The following is a 17984-nucleotide window of genomic DNA, read 5'->3' as shown; positions in this document are numbered from 1 at the left end:
AAGCAGGAAGAAGGTCTGACATGACTCGCAACACTGGAAGCGGTGGCCGCTCCTCGAGCCGCAGGCACGCCGACGGCAATGACACGACCGCGCAGAACGCGGAGAAGTCGAAGTCGGACTTCGACCGCTTCACCGGCTTCATCGACACGGTCGTCGACATCATCAACGGCGGGATCTCCGGTCTGCTCGACCTCGTGCTTCCCGACGGGATCATGGAGCGGATCAACGCCTGGCTCGACAAGATGTTCGCCAAGGTGAACGAGGCGATCGACAAGGCCGCGCAGGTCTTCGCCTACGTCGGAAGCCCGTCCACGCTGCGCAGCACGGGGCTGGACTGGGTGCAGAGCGTCGGCACGCCGGCGCAGCAGTGCACCTCCACTCTGCTGCCGACCGCACTGCCGACGACCGGGAACTGGGAGGGCAAGGCCTACAACGCCTACCGGCTCCGTGTCGACCAGCAGAAGCCGGCCGCGGACGACGTGCTCTCGAAGTGCCAGATGATCAACACCCAGCTCGACAGCTTCGCCGGCGCGATCGAGAACTTCTGGATCGGCTTCCTCGGCGCTGTCGGCTCTCTGGTCGTCGGCGTGATCGCAACCGCCGCCGAGCTTGCGGGTGTCGTGACGGCGCCGGCCGCGATCGTGACGATCGTGGGCGCCGTCGGCCTGTTCATCACCTTCCTGGTGGATGCCATCAGCGCCATCACGTCGGCCAGCCAGGCCACGTCGTCGTTCGTGGTCAACGTCACGAACGCGCTGGCGTCGACGAGCGCGTTCCCCGGTGGGGCCTGGCCGCGTCACGCGGCGGCGTGAGCATGACGGATCTCTCGCAGCCGGGGGGCGCCGAGACGGCACAGGGCGGAGCCCTGCTGCTCGACTTCGGCGGACGTCGCGAGCGCATCCCCGCAGGGGCCACGTTCGTGATCGGGCGTGGCACGGACCTCTCGATCGACGACAACCCGTACGTGCACCGGCGGTTCCTCGAGATCGCGCAGCGCGACGGCATGTGGTGGCTCACGAACGCCGGGTCAGGGCTGACCGCGTCGGTCGCCTCGGCCGACGGACTGGCGCAGGCCTGGCTCGCGCCGGGTGCCACGATGCCGCTGGTGTTCGGTGCGACGACGGTGATGTTCACCGCCGGTGAGACGACCTACGAGCTGTCGCTCGCGGCCGAGGCCCCGTACTACCAGGTCTCCACCTCGTGGAATCCCGGTGCGGGGACGGACGGGGTCACCGAGATGCTCTCGCCCGTGCAGCGGATCCTGCTCACGGCGCTCGCCGAGCCGATGCTGCGTCCGGATGCCGAGGGCGCCGTGCAGCTGCCGTCGATGGAGGAGGTCGCGGTCCGGCTGGGCTGGCCGCTCGAGAAGCTGGAGCGCCGCGTCGGCACGCTGTGCAGCAAGTTCGCTCGGATGGGTATCCAGGGCCTGGAGCGCAACGCGCAGGGAGAGCTGCTCGCCTCCGCGCGCTCGCGCATCGTCGAGCACGCGGTCGGCGCGCGGATCGTCACGGCCGAGGACCTCGAGCTGCTGGACGCGTTCGTGGCTCAGGATGCCGTCGGAGCGACGCTCTGACACCGGCATACCGGTAGACACGACAGATGCGTTCCGCGCGCAAGCGGATCGCGCATCCAGCGCGAGGAGGAGGACACGGATGAGCACTCCGGCCGGGTGGTACGACGACGGCTCCGGACGACAGCGCTGGTGGGACGGCTCTCAGTGGACCGACCAGTACGCACCGGGCGCGGATGCGGGAACGGGCGGTGCATCGCCGATGGCGACGCCATCGACGCCATACGTCGCAGCGCAGTACGCGGCGCCGGGATACGCTCCGGCGCTGACGCCGGTCGCGCCTCGGCAGCCGCCGACGCTGGGCTTCGTCGGCCTGGGGCTTGCCGTGCTCGGCACGGCGCTGGCGTGCACCCCGCTGCTGATCACCTTCGTTCTCGGCGCGCTCGTGCTGATCGCCGCGTTCATCATCTCGCTCATCGCCGTGTTCCGGAAGAACACCGCGAAGTGGCCGTCGATCGTGGGCATCTGCCTGTCGATCATCGGCGGGATCGTGGGGGCGATCGTCTTCACCGCCGTCGTGATCTTCACGCTCACCACGGCGATCATCGATGCCGCGTCATCGCCGTTCCCGACGTCCACGTTCAGTGAGCAGCCGTCCGACCCGCCCGCGACCGGCGACAGTGCTGGACGTCCCTCACCCGAGGCCATCGGCAAGGGATACAAGGTGATGCTCAATGAGGGTGGCTACCACCAGTTCGACGACGACCCCGAGTTCTTCACGTGCGTCGGCGGATACTTCTATGACTCGGATCTGCCCGACGAGGTTCTGCAGGACCTCACTCAGGGCGTGGACAACACGACGGGCACGGTGCGGGAGCACGCCATCCAGATCGGAATGGACGCCACCTCCGCGTGCGACCCTCGCGGTTGACGATGGCCCAAGGAGCGGACCGGGCTCATTTCGGGTTCGCCTGATATACACATAGGGACGCGTTCGCGTCATGGGGGCTGTGCGTCTGAGGCGTGCGGATGGTTTCGACGAGGAGGATGTGGATGAGCACTCCGGCGGGTTGGTATGACGACGGTTCCGGGCGGCAGCGCTGGTGGGACGGTTCGCAGTGGACGGACAACTACGCACCCGCAGGCGACGACGTTTCCGCCGGTGACTCCGCGCCGTCTGCACCGGGCCCGGACGCGACGGCTCCTGTGGCGGCTTCCGGCGCCTATGCGGCTCCGGCTGCACATGGGTACGCTGCCGCAGAGCCTGCTGCTCCGAAGCAGTCGTCGACTCTTGGCTTCATCGGCCTCGGACTGGCCGTGCTGGGCACGGTCCTTGCGTGCATCCCGAACGTCGTGACCTTCGGCATCGCAGCGTTCGTGCTGCTGGCGGCGTTCGTCGTGTCGCTGATCGCGGTGTTCAAGCGCGGCACGGTGAAGTGGCCCTCGATCGTCGGCATCGCGTTGTCGATCGTCGGAGGGATCGTCGGCGTGATCGTGCTGACGATCACCATTGCGACCGCCATCGCGAACATCCCCGTTCCGGATCTGCCGACGGCACCGTCCTCGACCCCGGCCGGCGAGCCCTCCGAGCCGCCCGCGACCGGCGACAGCGACGGCCGCCCGTCAGCCGACGCGATCGGCAAGGGCCTGGTCATCGGCTTGCAGGGCGAACCAGGATTCGAGGAGTTCACGACGCCCGAGGCCTCCGCCTGCATCGGACAGCACCTGTACGATTCGGATCTCTCCGACGCGCTTCTGAGCCACGTCGCGGCAGGCGAGGTCATCACCGAGGAGACGGCCGGGGACGAGGCGGATGCCTTCGAGTCGGTCCTGATCGATGCCGGAACTCAGTGCGTGTACGGATGACGCGATCATCGTGACCGTCGGCGTGTCATCCATCTGAGTGGGCAGTGCTCCCCATGGATACCTGACGGCCCGCGCGTTACGATCTTGTGGAGCTTGACCGGAGGGGAATCGCGATGAACATGATCATGCAGCTCGACGAGTCCATGGCGAACAGCCAGTTGAAGCTGATCGCCGAATGCAAAGAACTGCTGGACAGCTGCGAGAAGGCATCTGAGAGCCTTCGCGAAGGGCAGACGAGCCTGATATGGACGGCCGATGGCAAGTCCGTCGCGCTCGCGGAGGTGCTGACGAGCAAGTACAACGCCAGTGTGAAGTGGCTGAAGGACATCCGCAAGGAAGTGGATGAGGCGGCGGTCAACCTCGACAAGGCCATCAAGGAGACCAAGCTCCTCGATGAGCAGTCGAAGGATGCCTTCTCGGCGCAACTGGTGAGCGTGGTCGGCACGATCGGCCACTACAAGCCGATGCCGATCTGACTGGGGGAGATGAGACATGGGAGAGAACGTCGAACGGCTCGGCCGGCTGGAGAGCAATCGGGAAAGCATCGTGGCCGCGGCTTTCCGCGCCGTCCAGGACACTCAGCGGACGGTGATGGGCGGCTCGGTCGACTCCGCGTCGGTCAACATGCGCAAGGCCGCTCAGACTGACGGCTTCGAAGGGAAGCTGGGGGACACGATCAAGTCCGGGCTTCTCGGCATCCGCGACAAGCTGGAGAAGTTCACCGACTACCAGGCCGCGCTCAACAAGTCGATCGCGCAGGCGCATCAGGCGCTTCAGGACACGGCATCCGCGGTGAAGGGACTTCCTTCGACCGGTCTGACCGCCGAGCAGCAGAGCACTCTGGACATGGCGACTCAGACGGAGAGCCCTGTTCAGGTCTCTCCAGGGGTCACGATGACGCCGGCCGAGGCGAAGCAGTACTACGCGGATCAGGCAGAGGCTGAACAGGAGGAGGCAGCCCGCAAGATGGCGGCCGCGCTGGACAAGCGGCTCCAGGAGATCATCGACGGCATGCCGGAATCCGACTACGACCCGCCCAAGCCTCCGCCGGAGGACCCGGCGAGCGGTGACGGCACCGGAGACGGCTCCTCGAACTACGGCGGTGTGAGCGGTGGCACTGACGGCACGGGCTCGGGAAGCGGCTCAGGCGGCGGTCAGTACATCGGCCCCGGTGGAACCGGTGGCACGGACAACCCGCGTCCGCCGCAGTACGTGGTGGACCCGCGTCCGCCGCACTACGTCGTGGATCCCCCGCATCGTCCCCCGTACGACCCGCCATACGACCCCAACGACCCGCCCAACATCGACGGCGGCGGTGACGGCACGGTTCCCGGTGGCCCCGGCGGTCCCGGCGGCCCGCGAGTCGTCAGCCCCGGCGGCCCCCTGACGGGCGGCGTGGGCGGACCGACCCCCGGTGGTGTCGGCGGTCTGGTCGGCGGTGCAGGTGTCGGCGGTGCGGCTCTGGCCGGAGGCCTTCGTGCCGGTGGTCTCGGTGCGATGGGTGGCCTGAACAGCATGAGCGCCGCAGCCGGCGCTGCGGGTGGCCCTGGTGGTGCCGGAGCCAGCGGTGTGGTCGCGCAGTCCGGCGGCGCCGGTGGCCGTGGCGGCATGATGGCCGGTGGCGGTGCTGCGGGCGGCGGCAAGGGCGACAAGCGCAAGCGTCGTCGTGGCCAGGACCTGTTCGCGTTCTCGGTCGATCCCGAGGAGGACGGCGTCGAGCCGGATCTCGGTGCCGCGGGCTCCGCCGGCAGCTCGACGTCCGATGGGCGGGAAGAGCTCGGCTGGTGAGTCTCACGTAGACGAGAAAGCCGCCCACTCGCATCACGCGGGTGGGCGGCTTTCTTCTGCGCAGAGCGGACGACTCAGCCCTGACGCACGCGCTGGACGCGCGTTCGGGCGTCCGCATCGGGACCGTGCCTCCGTGACGTGACGAGGATCCGGTCGGCGCGTCGCCGGCGACATCGCGCGAGCGTGGACGCGGGTGGAACTGCGAGTCCCTCGGCTCGAGTTCAGCCCTCGACGATGCGGATGACGCAGTCGCCCAGCTGCAGGACCATGCCCGGCACGAGGCCGAAGCGCTGGTGCGGGGTCATCGGGCCCGAGCGACCGTCGCCCGTGCGGAGAGTGGAGCCGTTGCCCGAGCCCAGATCCTCGAACCAGGTCTGTCCGTTCACGATGCCGAACCGGCCGTGCGTGCGCGACACCGAGCGGTCGCCGTCCGGCACCGCGACGAGCGCTGCGTCCGGACGCTCGCCGGCGGGGAGACTGGGGGCGCGGCCGATATAGCCGATGCCGCGGATGGGCACCGTGGTGCCGTCCTGGAACTGCAGGGCGACGACTGCTGCTGCCGGTGCAGCGGGAGCGGGCGGCTCGGCCACCTGCGGGGCGGGGGCTGCCATCACCGTCTCCGCCGACGCCTCTTCGAGCGAGGGCGCTTCGGCGGGCGGCGCTGCCAGAGCGGGTGCGGGAATCGCCGGAGCAGGCGTCGGCATCGGCGCGGACGTCGGCTGCGGTCGGGGCGCCGACGGTGCGGAACGGTCCACGACGCGGCGGAAGGCCAGCTCGGCGTCACCTCCGAGCACGAGGACATCACCGGGCACCAGGAAGTACGGCGTCTGCGATGCCAGGTCGGTCACGCCGCCGCCGAGGTGGCGCACCGATGCGCCGTTCGCGGAGCCGAGGTCCTGCACCCACAGGTCGCCGTCCTCGATGCCGAAGGCGGCATGCGTGCGCGAGAGCGAACGGGCCCCGTCCGGGACGCGCACGAGGATCGCATCCGGGATCGACTCGGGTGCGCGGGGTGCGCGTCCGATGAAGCCCAGGCCGGTCGCGCGGATCACCGTGCCGTCCGACAGCTCGAACACCGGGACGGTCCCCGCATCGGGCACGTGCGGCTGCGCCGGTGCGACGGGAGCGGATGCTGCCGCTGCGACGCCCGTCGTCGCCGCACCCGGCGCCTGCGAGGCGGGCGTGCGTGCGAGCGGTGTGTTCGTGATGAGGGCGCGTTCCGAGCCGATGACTCCCGGAACGCCGGCTCCGATCACGCGTGCTTCGAGATCAGGCGTGCGGCCCGCGCCTGCCGGTGCCAGGCGCGCCTTGCGCACGTCGATCATCCGTGCGCCGGCCATACCGTCGAGCGCACCCGAGGCGGCGAGCCCCACGGGCAGCAGGATCGGGATGATGTGCGCGACGCCCATCACGAGACTGCGGGGGAACAGTCTGCTCGCGCCGAGGGTCACCTCGGAGTCGCGACGGACCGTGCGGATGCCGCAGATCAGGTTCCCGGGGGTGCCCCCGGTGTGGCCCTCCCAGATCCATCCGATCGCCCAGAGCTCGATCACGACGACGGCGGGAAGCACCAGCGACCCGCTCACGAGCCAGACGAGCACCGCGACGATCGCCACGATCGCGAAGTCGATCAGGTACGCGCCGGCGCGCTGACCGGCCGTCGCCTGCACTCGCAGAGCCGTGCCGCGACCGGGCGGAACCGCGCCCCCGCGCGACGGGGGTGCCATCGGAGGGGCGAGGGTCATGAGAAGACCTCCAGGATCTGTCCGGCGATGCCGGAGCCGTACAGCAGCGCGGCGGGGCCGAGGGCGAGCGTCAGGCCCTCCAGGATGTCGCCGGTGCGCGACCAGCCCAGGGAGCGCCAATCCGACGAGAGCGGGACGGTCAGGCATCCGACGATCGTCCCCGCCAGGACGAGTATGCCCGCGACGAGCAGTGCGCTGAACTGCAGCGTTGTGATCAGGGTCGCCGTCGCGAGCACGGCCAGCACGGTGCCCGTGGCGAGGGCGGCGCCGCGCGACAGGCCGTCGCGCAGCTTGCGCGAGGTGAGGAGGAAGTAGCAGCCGATGCCCAGCGTGCCGCCCAGCACGCACCAGCCCTCGATCGATCCGTTCGCGAATGCAGGCACCGCGTACAGGCTCGACAGCAGCGCGAGCGCGCAGGCCATCACGATGCCCGCCTCGGAGCGCCACCGTGCCAGCCGGTACTGCCCGGCGGCTCCTGCGGCGTGCACAGGCGAGGGCTCGGCCGGCGGACGCGCGCGGATCCCCTGGGCATCGCGGATCACGAAGGGCGTGTCGATCAGGTCGTCCGCGGCCACCTCGAGTGCGGACCCGCGCATGTAGTGGAAGAGCGGCGCCGCCGCGGCGACCTGCACTGCGGCGATCACGGCCGCGGGGATGCCTGCGATGAAGGCGGCCGCGTTGACCACGGCGAGCACCGACCAGATCACCGCGATGACGGCGGTGCTGCCTGCCGACATCCGGCCGTGGGCGCGGGTGAGAGCGTGCCGGGCGCATGCGACGGTCGCGCCCGCGACGGCACCCGCCGCCATCATCGCGCCGGCATCGGTGAACGACGCGAGCGCGAGTGCGCCGGCGGCCGCGGCCAGCGTGGGGGCGAAGTAGGCGACATACGTGTTCCGGCCGTGCACGGGCTGCCCGAGCATGACCAGTGCGCCCGCCAGAAGCACGGCTGCGGACACCGAGATGGTCACGGGGCCGGGGGAGATGACGGTGCAGGCCACCATCGCCAGGGCGATGGCGAGCAGCAGCGCCAGCAGCGTCCAGTGCTGGCGCGAGCGAACGGCCGGTGAGGCCTCCTTCGCGGATCGCGCCGCCCTGCCGGTCTCGGCTGCAGCAGTGCGGTCGAACAGCCAGATCACGCCGCCGTCGCCGGGGGTGGCGGACACCTCGCTGTCGAGTTCGATGGCGGCACCCGAGGTGGTGGTTCCGACGTAGCGCTGCAGATCGACGCCGCCGACCGTCAGCAGCTCGGCGACCGTGGAATCGGCCGGGACCACCAGGTCGTGACGGCTGTGCGCGTCGGCGACGGTGAGGCGAATCGTCTTCGCTGACATCCCCCGCCCCTCGACGTTCCTCCGTGCGACACCGGTTCATGTCGGCATCCCTGACATGATAGTAGGCGACTTGAGGAGGGCCAGTCGTGAGCACCACCAGCATCCGCCGTGCGCCGAAACCGCCGGCCGGCGGCCAACTCACTCTGCAGCAGGCTCCCGAGCTGCCCAAACCGGAAGGCGCCTCGAACACCCTGATGATGGCCCTGCCGATGGTGGGCAGTCTCGGGTCCGTCGCGGTCCTCTCGCTCACTCAGGGCGGCGACGCCACGCGCACGTACATCATGGGCGGGATGTTCCTGTTCATGGCGCTGTCCATGGTCGGCGGCCAGATGTGGCGGCAGAAGTCGCAGCACTCCACCAACGTCGAGAACACCCGTCGCGAGTACCTCGCCTACCTCGCCGAGACCCGGGATGCGGTGCGCGAGGTCGCCACCCGTCAGCGGCGCTATGAGGAGTGGATGCTGCCGGCCCCTGACACGCTGCCGTTCATCGTGGAGGAGGGCTCCCGGGTCTGGGAGCACACCACGGGCAGCCCGGAGTTCCTCGTCGCCCGCATCGGCACGGCCACGCAGCCGCTGGCCATGACCCTCGACGAGGCCCCGATCCCCGCGCTCGCGCAGCTCGACCCGGTGAGCGCCTCCGCCGCGCATCGCTTCGTGCTCACGCACGACCAGGTCCCCGACCTGCCCTTCGGGCTCGACCTCGGCACCTGCGGCCGGCTCGAGATCGTCGGCGACACGGTGCGCGGACGCGGTCTGGCCCGCGCCATCGTCGCGCACCTGGCGACCTTCGCCGCCCCGGAGGACCTGCAGATCGCGGTCATCGCGGCCGGCACCGACCTGCCGTACTGGGAGTGGGCGAAGTGGCTCCCGCACGCCCAGTCCGACAGCATGACGGATGCCGTGGGCGGCGCTCGCCGGATCGGCTCGTCCTGGCACGAGATCGAGCCCCTGGTCGTGGACATCCGGTCCCGCGGTGTCGCAAGCGGACGCGGGGGCACCGCGCTTCCGCACCTCGTGATCGTGACCGATGGCGTGGAGCTGCCGGCCGGGCATCCGCTCGCCGAGGAGGGCGGCGTCGACGGCGTGACCGTCATCGACATCGCACGCGACTGGGCCGAGCTCACCGATCAGCTCACCATCCGCCTGATCATCGAGGGTGAGAACGGCTCGCAGCTCACCGTCGCCCGCCGTGGTTACGGGGCGGTGCAGGCCACGCCCGACTTCCTCGGCATCGCGTCGGCCGAGGCCGTCGCCCGCCGCCTGACCGGCCTCGGCGAGTCCGCGCAGGACGAGGATGCCGCGGGCGGCGGCGCGCGCACCATCTCGGCAGAGCTGACCGACCTGCTCGGTCTGCCCGACGTGCGCGACTTCGACCCCGAGGTGGCCTGGAAGCCGCGTTCGGCGCGCGACCGCCTGCGCGTTCCGATCGGTCTGACGGCGACCGGTCAGCCCATGATCCTGGACATCAAGGAATCCGCCCAGCAGGGTATGGGCCCGCACGGCATGCTCATCGGTGCCACCGGATCCGGAAAGTCCGAGGTGCTGCGCACGCTGGTGCTCTCGCTGGCGCTGACGCACTCCTCCGAGGCGCTGAACTTCGTACTCATCGACTTCAAGGGCGGTGCGACGTTCGCCGGCATGGCCGACATGCCGCACGTCTCGGCGGTCATCACCAACCTCGGCGACGACCTCACGCTCGTCGATCGCATGCAGGACGCGATCCAGGGTGAGATGACCCGCCGTCAGGAGCTGCTGCGCGACGCAGGCAACTTCGCCAACGTCACCGACTACGAGACCGCGCGCAAGGGCGGTCGCACCGACCTGAAGCCGCTGCCCGCGCTGCTGATCGTCGCCGACGAGTTCTCCGAGCTGCTGTCGGCCAAGCCCGACTTCACCGAGCTCTTCGTCGCGATCGGACGTCTGGGGCGTTCGCTGCAGGTGCACCTGCTGCTGTCCACCCAGCGGCTGGAGGAGGGCAAGCTGCGCGGACTGGACTCGCACCTGTCGTACCGGATCGGCCTCAAGACGTTCTCCGGTGCTGACTCGCGTGCAGTCATCGGCGTCCCGGACGCGTTCACCCTGCCCGGTGGTGGCGGTCACGGCATCCTGAAGTCGGATGCCGAGACCCTCACGCAGTTCCGTGCCGCCTACGTCTCCGCGCCGCCGAAGACGCGCCGCCGGCGCCCGGGTTCGGCGCCCGAGGCCGCGGAGCTCGAGCAGCCGGTCCGCGCGATCGAGGCGCGCGCCTTCACCGCGGCGCCGGTGATCGTGCAGGAGACGGTGGAGGAGCCCGAGGCCGTTCCCGAAGCGGGCGGGGCCGAGGCGCCCGAGAAGCGCGTGACCTTCGACATCGCCGTCTCGCTGATGAAGGGCCGCAGCGTGCCTGCGCACCAGGTGTGGCTGCCGCCGCTGGACGTGCCCGCCACCTTCGACGAGATGTTCGGCGACCTGGTCGAGGACCCGCAGCTCGGCCTGATCTCGCCGCGCTGGCGTCAGGCCGGCCCGCTGACGATCCCGCTCGGCATCGTCGACCGCCCGCTCGAGCAGCGCCGCGACAGCCTGACCATGAGCCTGGTCGGCGCCGGTGGCCATCTCGCCATCGTCGGCGGTGCGCGCAGCGGCAAGAGCACGCTCGCCCGCAGCGTGCTGACCGGCATCGCCCTGACGCACACTCCGCAGGAGGTGCAGTTCTACGTGATGGACTTCGGCGGCGGCACGTTCGTGCCGTTCTCGAAGATGGCGCACGTCGCCGGCGTCGCGGGTCGCAACCAGCCCGACGTGCTGCGACGCATGTTCCAGGAGGTCGTGGGCATCGTCAACGCCCGTGAGCGCTACTTCACCGCCAACGCGATCGACTCGATCGAGACGTACCGGCGCCTGCGCGCGCAGGGCAGGGCGGATGACGGCTACGGCGACGTGTTCCTGATCATCGACGGCTGGCCGACCATCCGCGCCGAGTTCGACGAGATGGAGTTCGAGATCCAGTCGCTCGCCGGGAGGGCGCTCACCTTCGGCGTGCACCTGATCGTCACCACCACGCGCTGGATGGACTTCCGTACGGCGATCCGGGACACGTTCGGCTCCAAGCTCGAGCTGCGCCTCGGCGACACCAGCGACTCCGAGATCGACCGCAAGGTCGCCGCGAACGTGCCGCTGGGTCGTCCCGGTCGCGGTCTCGCGCCGTCCAAGCACCACATGCTCACGGCGCTGCCGCGTATCGACGGCTCCGGCGACCCCGACACCCTCAGCGAGGGCGTGGAGGACCTGATCAACCACGTGAACGCGGCCTGGAAGGGCCCGAAGGGGCCCAAGCTGCGTCTGCTGCCCGAGATGCTCGAGCTTCCGCAGCTGCAGCAGCTCGCGGCAGGCACGCCGCTGCAGAACCAGGTGCTGCTCGGCGTCGACGAGGCGGAGCTGGCGCCCACGGCGTTCGACACCCGCCGCAACCCGCACCTCTACCTGTTCGGCGACAGCCAGTCGGGCAAGTCGAGCTTCCTGCGCACCTTCGCCCGCGAGGTCATGCGCACCGCGAGCCCGAAGGACGCGCAGTTCTTCGTCGTCGACTACCGTCGTGCGTTGCTGTCGGAGATCCCCGACGACTATCTCGCCGGGTACTACACGACCGCGCAGCAGGCTACCGAGGAGCTCGCGGGGCTCACCGAGTACCTGCGCAGCCGCCTCCCCGGCCCCGACGTCACGCCGCAGCAGCTGCGCGACCGCTCGTGGTGGACCGGCGCCGAGGTGTACGTGCTGGTGGACGACTACGACCTGGTCAACACCCAGTCGGGCAACCCGATCGCGGTGCTGCAGCCCCTGCTCGCGCAGGCGACCGACGTCGGTCTGCATCTGACGCTGGTGCGGCGATCGGGCGGCGCTTCGCGTGCCACCTTCGAGCCGGTCATGCAGACGCTGCGCGACCTCGCATCGCCCGGCATCATGCTCTCCGGAAGCCCGGACGAGGGGCCGCTGATCGGGAACATCAAGGCGTCGCCCGCCGTCGCCGGCCGCGCCAAGGTGATCACCCGCGAGCGCGGGCTGCAGATCATGCAGCTGGCGTACGCGCCGCCGTCCCAGTTGTGAGCGGATGCCGATGGGCAGATCTGCGTGGGCAGAGCTACCCATAGGCATCCCCCAGCGGGGACCATAAGGTGTTATTAGTCGCCGGGCATCGGGGACACGGCCCCTCCGGGGCTGAAGCAATCGGGGCTGACAGAAGCCCTCAGGACCAGGAGGTGACCGTGGGCGGAGAAGTCTCTGCAGCGGATGGTGCTCTTCAGCGGGGCGCCCAGATCGTCAACCAGTCGAAGGCCGAGATCGTGGGGGAGCTGAACTCGATTCAGAACAAGCTCTCGGGCATCGGTTCGTCGTGGGCCGGCTCCGGTTCCGCGGCATTCCAGCAGACGTTCCAGGCGTGGCAGGAGAAGTCCCGCCGCATCACGAACGCTCTCGACGGATTCGAGCAGAACCTGCGCGACTCCCAGTCGGCGTACACGCAGACCGACGATGCTTCTGCGCAGTCGCAGAACAAGTTCATGGGCCGTCTCGGCTGAGACCCGGAGGGAAGAACAACATGGGTGGTAACGGCTACAAGATGCAGTTCGGCGCCGTCGACGCAGCAGGTGCAGACCTGGTCGGCAGCGCGAACCAGATCGAGAACAAGCTCAACGACATGGAGAACGCGCTCAAGCCTCTCCAGGCCGACTGGACCGGTTCGGCCTCCGAGGCCTACGTCCAGGCCAAGGCGCAGTGGAATGCTGCACTGACCGAGATGAAGGCGCTCCTGAACGACATCGGTCGTCAGGTCTCGCAGGACTCGGCAGACGGCCAGGCCAACGAGAACCGCAACACGAACCGCTGGTGACATTCCGTCACTGACGCTTCACGCGTTCTGAACCGGCTGTCATCCCTTCGGGGATGGCAGCCGGTTTCTCGTCGTGCGGGCGCTGGCCGTACCAGGGGTGGGTCGCTGAGCTTGTCGAAGCGTCAGCTCTCTGCATCGGCGAGATGACGGGCGTGGTGGCCCAGCACCTTGACCATGATGCCGCGCTGACGCAGCTCCGCCACCGTGCGCGACTCCTCGTCGCGGTCGCGGCCGAGCGCGTGCACGTTGGCGACGACGAGCACATCGCCCGCGCGCAGCGTCTCGATCAGCCGGGCCAGCCGGTCGCCCCAGCTCTCCAGGATCTCGGGCGCCGGATGCCGGAAGCCTTCGATCGGCACGCCGAAGCGCGTCAGATCCTCACGCTGCTGGGTCACCGATGGCATCCCGTCGCGCGCCACCACCAGCCCGACCAGGCGGGTGCCCTCGGGGCGTGCCGACCACCAGTCGTGCTTCTCGTTCGCCAGGCACTGCGGGCACGTCGCCGCGGCGTGCGGCAGGTGCAGCGGGCTCGTGAGAGCGGCTTCCAGGCCCTGCTCGACCGAGCCCGTGCCCTTCGCATTCGCCACGTCACTCATGAACGCACCTCCGCTCCCATTCTGCGCTCCCATTCTGCCCGAGTCCGCCGACATGCGTGCCGGTGAAGGGGCGCGAGGTCAGAGCAGTCCCAGTGCGCGTACCGCGTCGCGCTCCTCGATCAGCTCCGCGACGGACGCGTCCACACGGGCGCGCGCCCAGGCATCCAGCTCCAGGCCCTCGACGATCCGCCAGCCTCCGTCGATCGACTGCACGGGGAACGAGCAGATCAGGCCCTCGGGCACGCCGTACTCGCCGTGCGAGACGACGCCCGCACTCGTCCAGTCATCCGTGCCGTGCACCCAGTCGCGCACGTGGTCGATCGCGGCACTCGCCGCGGACGCCACCGACGACGATCCGCGCACCTCGATGATCTCGGCACCGCGCTTGGCGACGCGGGGGATGAAGGTCTGCTCCTGCCAGGCCGTCGTGTCGCCGACGCGCGCGGCCAGGGCATCCGCGGCCGGCCGGCCGTCGACGGTCGCGTGCGAGACGTCGGGGAACTGCGTGGCGGAGTGGTTGCCCCAGATCGGGACCCGGCGGATGCCGGCGACGGGGACGTCGAGGGTCTGCGCGAGCTGCGCCCTGGCGCGATTCTCGTCCAGCCGGGTGAGGGCGGTGAAGCGCTCGGCGGGCAGCCCGTCGGCGGACGACGCGGCGATGAGCGCGTTGGTGTTGGCCGGGTTGCCGACGACGGTCACACGGACGTCGGATGCCGCATGCGCGGCGATCGCGGCGCCCTGCGGGCCGAAGATGCCGGCGTTCGCCGCGAGCAGGTCGCCGCGCTCCATGCCGGGACCGCGCGGCCGTGCTCCGACGAGCAGGGCGTGGTTCGCGCCCTCGAACGCGACGGCGGGATCGTCGGTGACCTCCACGTGCTCCAGCAGTGGGAACGCGCCGTCCTGCAGCTCGAGAGCCGCACCCTCGGCGCCCTTGAGGCCCTGCGGGATCTCCAGCAGCCGCAGCCGCACCGATTCGCCCGCTCCGAGCATGTCTCCCGCCGCGATGCGGAACAGCAGCGCGTAGCCGATCTGTCCGCCGGCTCCCGTGATCGTGATCGTCGTCGCCATGACTCCGAGCCTACGCTTCCCGCATCCGGCCTCGAGCGGGTGAAAGGGGCCCGCTGGGGTGCACGGGAACCCGGCTCTGCTACGCTGCGATCTCAGCCGACAAGGAGGCATACGTCGAAGTGGGCGAAATGTCATAGATCTGCGTCGGATCACTAAAGGGGGGGTATGAAGAAGACGCTAATTAGTTTGATGATCGCCGCAACAATTATGGTTGTGGCTGCCACGCCGACTGCCGCGAACGCAAGCACAATTGAATTATGGAAAGGGTTCACTTCAAAAAGTGCGTGCGAGACTCAGCGTAAAGTAATCGAACATCAGGGCAGATATTCGACGGAACCATGCGGGTATGCCGGAGGGTCTTGGTACTTTATTGGATATCTCATTGATTAATCGACCGGGAGTGCGAGAATTGAAGATTTCAAAGAAGTTTGCCAACGTTCTTTTGGTTGCATCGCTGGTAATGGGTTCTGCGGTCATAACGGCTCCTGTCGCTAATGCGGGTGGGATATTCAATCCGGATGCGTGCATCGTCCAGCTCGGATGGAATATGAACCTCCGTAAGCAAGGTCCCGACGGGATTGCATACTACATGTATGGTTCTTACACTGGACCTAACAGCTGCCCTAGTGGTAGTTGGAGGAGGCTCCCGGGGCATATGTAACCGCGCCTCGTCGCGAAGATGAACTAGACGATGGGCCCACGGCTTTCGCTCGTGGGCCCATCGTCCGTCCCGTTGCGGATGACCCGCGCAGCTGTACGTGAAGCTGGAGCGCTCCGAGATCCGTTCTCGCTGAAAAGGAGCGCGCTTGGCAGCTTGCCCGCGGATGCACTGGCGCTGCGGCGTTGCAGGATCGGCGGTGCGTGGCGGCAGCAGAGAGCACGCATGTCAGTGTTTCGAGGAGCGGATACGCTGGCGCAGAATCCGCGTCAGACGAGCGCATCAACAGGCTCTAGGGGTACCGTTTCTGCATGACCTTCAATCCGGACGCCGATATCTCGGGAAACACTGTCCGCCGTCGCGGTAGGACCACGGCTATCGCGGCAGGTGGTGGCGTGGGTGTGCTCGGAATCCTCGCCCTCATTGTCGGACCGCTACTGGGTGTGGACCTCTCTGGTTTGGTTGGAGGTGCGACTGAGGACGATGGCTCACCGAGGGCGGGGGACGCAAGTGCCTTGACCGACTGTTTGACCGGTACGGATGCCAATAGTCGCGACGATTGCCGATTGGGGGGCGCAGAGCTGTTGCTCAACGACTACTGGAGCAAGCGCGTTGACGGCTATGTGAAGCCGCAGCTTTGGGTCGTCGACGGCCAGACGCAGACGCAATGCGGCACCGCATCGAATGCCGTAGGGCCATTCTATTGTCCGCCTGAGCAAGGTGTGTACATTGACCCAACCTTCTTTCAATTGATGAAACAGCAGTTCGGCGCGTCAGCCGGCGGATTGGCGCAACTATACGTGGTTGGTCATGAGTGGGGTCACCATATTCAGAACATCACGGGCACAATGCAGAAGCATCCCGACAATGGCCCGGGCCCAGAAAGCAACAGTGTTCGCACGGAATTGCAGGCCGACTGCTATGCCGGAGCCTGGCTGAAGGACGTCACGGAATCCAAAGACCCGCAAGGGCGACCGTACCTGGAAACACCGACAGATGAACAGTTGTCAGATGCGGTTAATGCAGCCTACTCGGTGGGTGACGACCACATCCAGGGCAATTCCGGGTTCGTGAACCCTGAAAGCTTCACCCATGGCACCAGTAAGCAGCGCCAAGGCTGGTTTGCAAACGGTTACGTGAATGGACTTGGTGTCTGTGATACTTTCGCGCCGGGCGTTAGGCTTTAATCATCGTGGGGCAACGATCTTCCCTCGGGGCTCGAAGTAGCCGGACGCGCGAAGGGGCGTCGAGATCCTGAACCCGAAGACCGCGCACAATGAAAGAGCGCGGTGACGGTCGCGTCCGTGGGCGACGACCACATCCAGGAGCAGTCCGGCTTCGTGAACCCGGAGAGCTTCACCCACGGCACCAGCGAGCAGCGCGAGTACTGGTTCGCCAACGGCTACAAGAACGGCCTCAACGTCTGCGACACGTTCCAGGTCGCCGGCGACAAGCTGTAATCACAGGCGGTTCTCCCACGCGGTATACCGGATTCGGGATACGGTGAAGAGGCCCGAGCCACGGGCACTCGGGGGAGTGAATCATGGAACTTGACGGACTGTATCCGCCTATCGAACCGTACGAGACCGGCGACCTGCTGGTCGGCGACGGCAACCGCATCCACTGGGAGCAGAGCGGGAATCCCGACGGCAAGCCCGTCGTCTTCCTGCACGGCGGTCCCGGTGGCGGCACCTCGCCCTGGCAGCGGCGATTCTTCGATCCGGAGGTGTACCGGATCGTGCTGTTCGACCAGCGCGGATGCGGGCTCAGCACGCCGCACGCCAGTGAGCCGGACGCCGATCTGCGCTACAACACGACCTGGCACCTGGTGGCCGACATCGAGCTGCTGCGCAAGAACCTCGGCATCCAGAAGTGGCAGGTGTTCGGCGGATCGTGGGGGAGCACCCTCGCGCTCGCATACGCGCAGTCGCACCCCGAGGCCGTGACCGAGCTGGTGCTGCGCGGCATCTTCACGCTGCGCCGGCACGAGCTGGAGTGGTTCTACGAGGGCGGCGCGGCAGCGCTCTTCCCCGACCTGTGGGCCGACTACGAGGCGGTCATCCCGCCGGTCGAGCGCACTCGGATGATGGAGGCGTACCACCGCCGTCTGTTCGACGCCGACCCGGAGGTGCATGTGCCCGCTGCGGTCGCGTGGACCAAGTGGGAGGCGTCGACCGTCACCCTGCGCCCGGATCCCCAGCACGTCGACGAGGCGACGGATGCCGCGCACGCCACGGCGTTCGCACGGATCGAGAACCACTACTTCGTCAACGGCGGCTGGCTCGAGGAGGGTCAGCTGATCGACAACGTCGGCGTCATCCGCGACATCCCCGCGGTGATCGTGCAGGGACGCTACGACGTGTGCACGCCCATGATGACCGCCTGGGATCTCCACACCGCCTGGCCCGAGGCCGAGCTGGTGATCGTCGACGACGCCGGGCACTCGGCATCCGAGCCGGGCATCGCCGCCGCGTTGCGCGCCGCGACCGACCGGTTCGCTTCGCTCTAGATCCCCTGCTCCGTCCCCCGCCCGCCGAGACCCCCAGTACGCGTCGA

General features: G+C 68.4%; 15 protein-coding genes and 1 pseudogene. 12 read left to right on the top strand and 4 right to left on the bottom strand.

Annotated elements, in window-relative coordinates; translation table 11 throughout:
* The first annotated feature begins 20 nt into the window (after window positions 1-20).
* From MIAR_RS11370 to MIAR_RS11345, 6 genes are all read left to right on the top strand, one after another.
* The gene (locus MIAR_RS11370; RefSeq protein ID WP_285635584.1) at window positions 21-812 is read left to right on the top strand and encodes a hypothetical protein; all 792 of its coding nucleotides are present in this window, start codon (window positions 21-23) and stop codon (window positions 810-812) included.
* Between the two features lie 2 nt (window positions 813-814).
* Complete coding sequence (locus tag MIAR_RS11365) at window positions 815-1573, top strand: FHA domain-containing protein (protein ID WP_285635581.1); 759 nt, start codon at window positions 815-817, stop codon at window positions 1571-1573.
* Between the two features lie 79 nt (window positions 1574-1652).
* Window positions 1653-2441 carry a DUF2510 domain-containing protein gene (locus MIAR_RS11360; RefSeq protein WP_285635578.1) on the top strand — a complete coding sequence of 263 codons (789 nt, stop codon included), beginning with the start codon at window positions 1653-1655 and terminating at the stop codon, window positions 2439-2441.
* A 122-nt stretch (window positions 2442-2563) separates the two neighbouring features.
* On the top strand, window positions 2564-3376 hold the full coding sequence (locus MIAR_RS11355; protein WP_285635576.1) for a DUF2510 domain-containing protein: 813 nt from the start codon (window positions 2564-2566) through the stop codon (window positions 3374-3376).
* 125 nt (window positions 3377-3501) lie between these two features.
* Window positions 3502-3852, top strand: coding sequence for a hypothetical protein (locus MIAR_RS11350; RefSeq protein ID WP_285635574.1), 351 nt, complete (start codon window positions 3502-3504; stop codon window positions 3850-3852).
* Between the two features lie 16 nt (window positions 3853-3868).
* The gene (locus tag MIAR_RS11345; RefSeq protein ID WP_285635572.1) at window positions 3869-5164 is read left to right on the top strand and encodes a hypothetical protein; all 1296 of its coding nucleotides are present in this window, start codon (window positions 3869-3871) and stop codon (window positions 5162-5164) included.
* A 221-nt stretch (window positions 5165-5385) separates the two neighbouring features.
* Here MIAR_RS11345 and MIAR_RS11340 read toward each other — a convergent pair whose 3' ends face one another.
* Entirely contained in the window at window positions 5386-6909 is a 1524-nt protein-coding gene (locus tag MIAR_RS11340; RefSeq protein WP_285635570.1) for an FHA domain-containing protein, read from the bottom strand.
* Window positions 6906-8243 carry a hypothetical protein gene (locus tag MIAR_RS11335; RefSeq protein ID WP_285635568.1) on the bottom strand — a complete coding sequence of 446 codons (1338 nt, stop codon included), beginning with the start codon at window positions 8241-8243 and terminating at the stop codon, window positions 6906-6908. Before MIAR_RS11335 ends, MIAR_RS11340 begins: the two co-directional genes overlap by 4 nt.
* A gap of 86 nt (window positions 8244-8329) precedes the next feature.
* Here MIAR_RS11335 and eccCa point away from each other — a divergent pair, with 86 nt between their 5' ends.
* The 3 genes from eccCa (at window position 8330) to MIAR_RS11320 (ending at window position 13106) form a co-directional block, all read left to right on the top strand.
* The gene (gene eccCa / locus MIAR_RS11330; RefSeq protein WP_285635566.1) at window positions 8330-12325 is read left to right on the top strand and encodes a type VII secretion protein EccCa; all 3996 of its coding nucleotides are present in this window, start codon (window positions 8330-8332) and stop codon (window positions 12323-12325) included.
* A 158-nt stretch (window positions 12326-12483) separates the two neighbouring features.
* Entirely contained in the window at window positions 12484-12795 is a 312-nt protein-coding gene (locus MIAR_RS11325) for a WXG100 family type VII secretion target (RefSeq protein ID WP_285635563.1), read from the top strand.
* A 20-nt stretch (window positions 12796-12815) separates the two neighbouring features.
* On the top strand, window positions 12816-13106 hold the full coding sequence (locus MIAR_RS11320) for a WXG100 family type VII secretion target (protein WP_285635560.1): 291 nt from the start codon (window positions 12816-12818) through the stop codon (window positions 13104-13106).
* 122 nt (window positions 13107-13228) lie between these two features.
* Here the strand turns inward: MIAR_RS11320 and MIAR_RS11315 are convergent, their stop codons facing one another.
* Window positions 13229-13702 (bottom strand): recombinase family protein, encoded by a 474-nt coding sequence (locus MIAR_RS11315; protein ID WP_285635557.1) that lies wholly within the window; start codon window positions 13700-13702, stop codon window positions 13229-13231.
* A gap of 78 nt (window positions 13703-13780) precedes the next feature.
* Window positions 13781-14770, bottom strand: a complete 990-nt coding sequence (locus tag MIAR_RS11310; protein WP_285635555.1) for a malate dehydrogenase — start codon at window positions 14768-14770, stop codon at window positions 13781-13783.
* Window positions 14771-15739: 969 nt separating this feature from the next.
* Here MIAR_RS11310 and ypfJ point away from each other — a divergent pair.
* The 3 genes and pseudogenes from ypfJ (at window position 15740) to pip (ending at window position 17937) form a co-directional block, all read left to right on the top strand.
* On the top strand, window positions 15740-16615 hold the full coding sequence (gene ypfJ, locus MIAR_RS11305) for a KPN_02809 family neutral zinc metallopeptidase (RefSeq protein WP_285635552.1): 876 nt from the start codon (window positions 15740-15742) through the stop codon (window positions 16613-16615).
* Window positions 16616-16729: 114 nt separating this feature from the next.
* Window positions 16730-16888: pseudogene (locus MIAR_RS11300) on the top strand (neutral zinc metallopeptidase); the annotation flags it as partial.
* An 83-nt stretch (window positions 16889-16971) separates the two neighbouring features.
* The gene (gene pip, locus MIAR_RS11295) at window positions 16972-17937 is read left to right on the top strand and encodes a prolyl aminopeptidase (protein ID WP_285635549.1); all 966 of its coding nucleotides are present in this window, start codon (window positions 16972-16974) and stop codon (window positions 17935-17937) included.
* Window positions 17938-17984 lie beyond the last annotated feature (47 nt).

Source organism: Microbacterium arabinogalactanolyticum (assembly GCF_030268005.1).
GTDB lineage: Bacteria > Actinomycetota > Actinomycetes > Actinomycetales > Microbacteriaceae > Microbacterium > Microbacterium arabinogalactanolyticum.
Note: the sequence above shows the minus strand (reverse complement) of the source record. Positions and strands in the feature narration are given on the sequence as shown.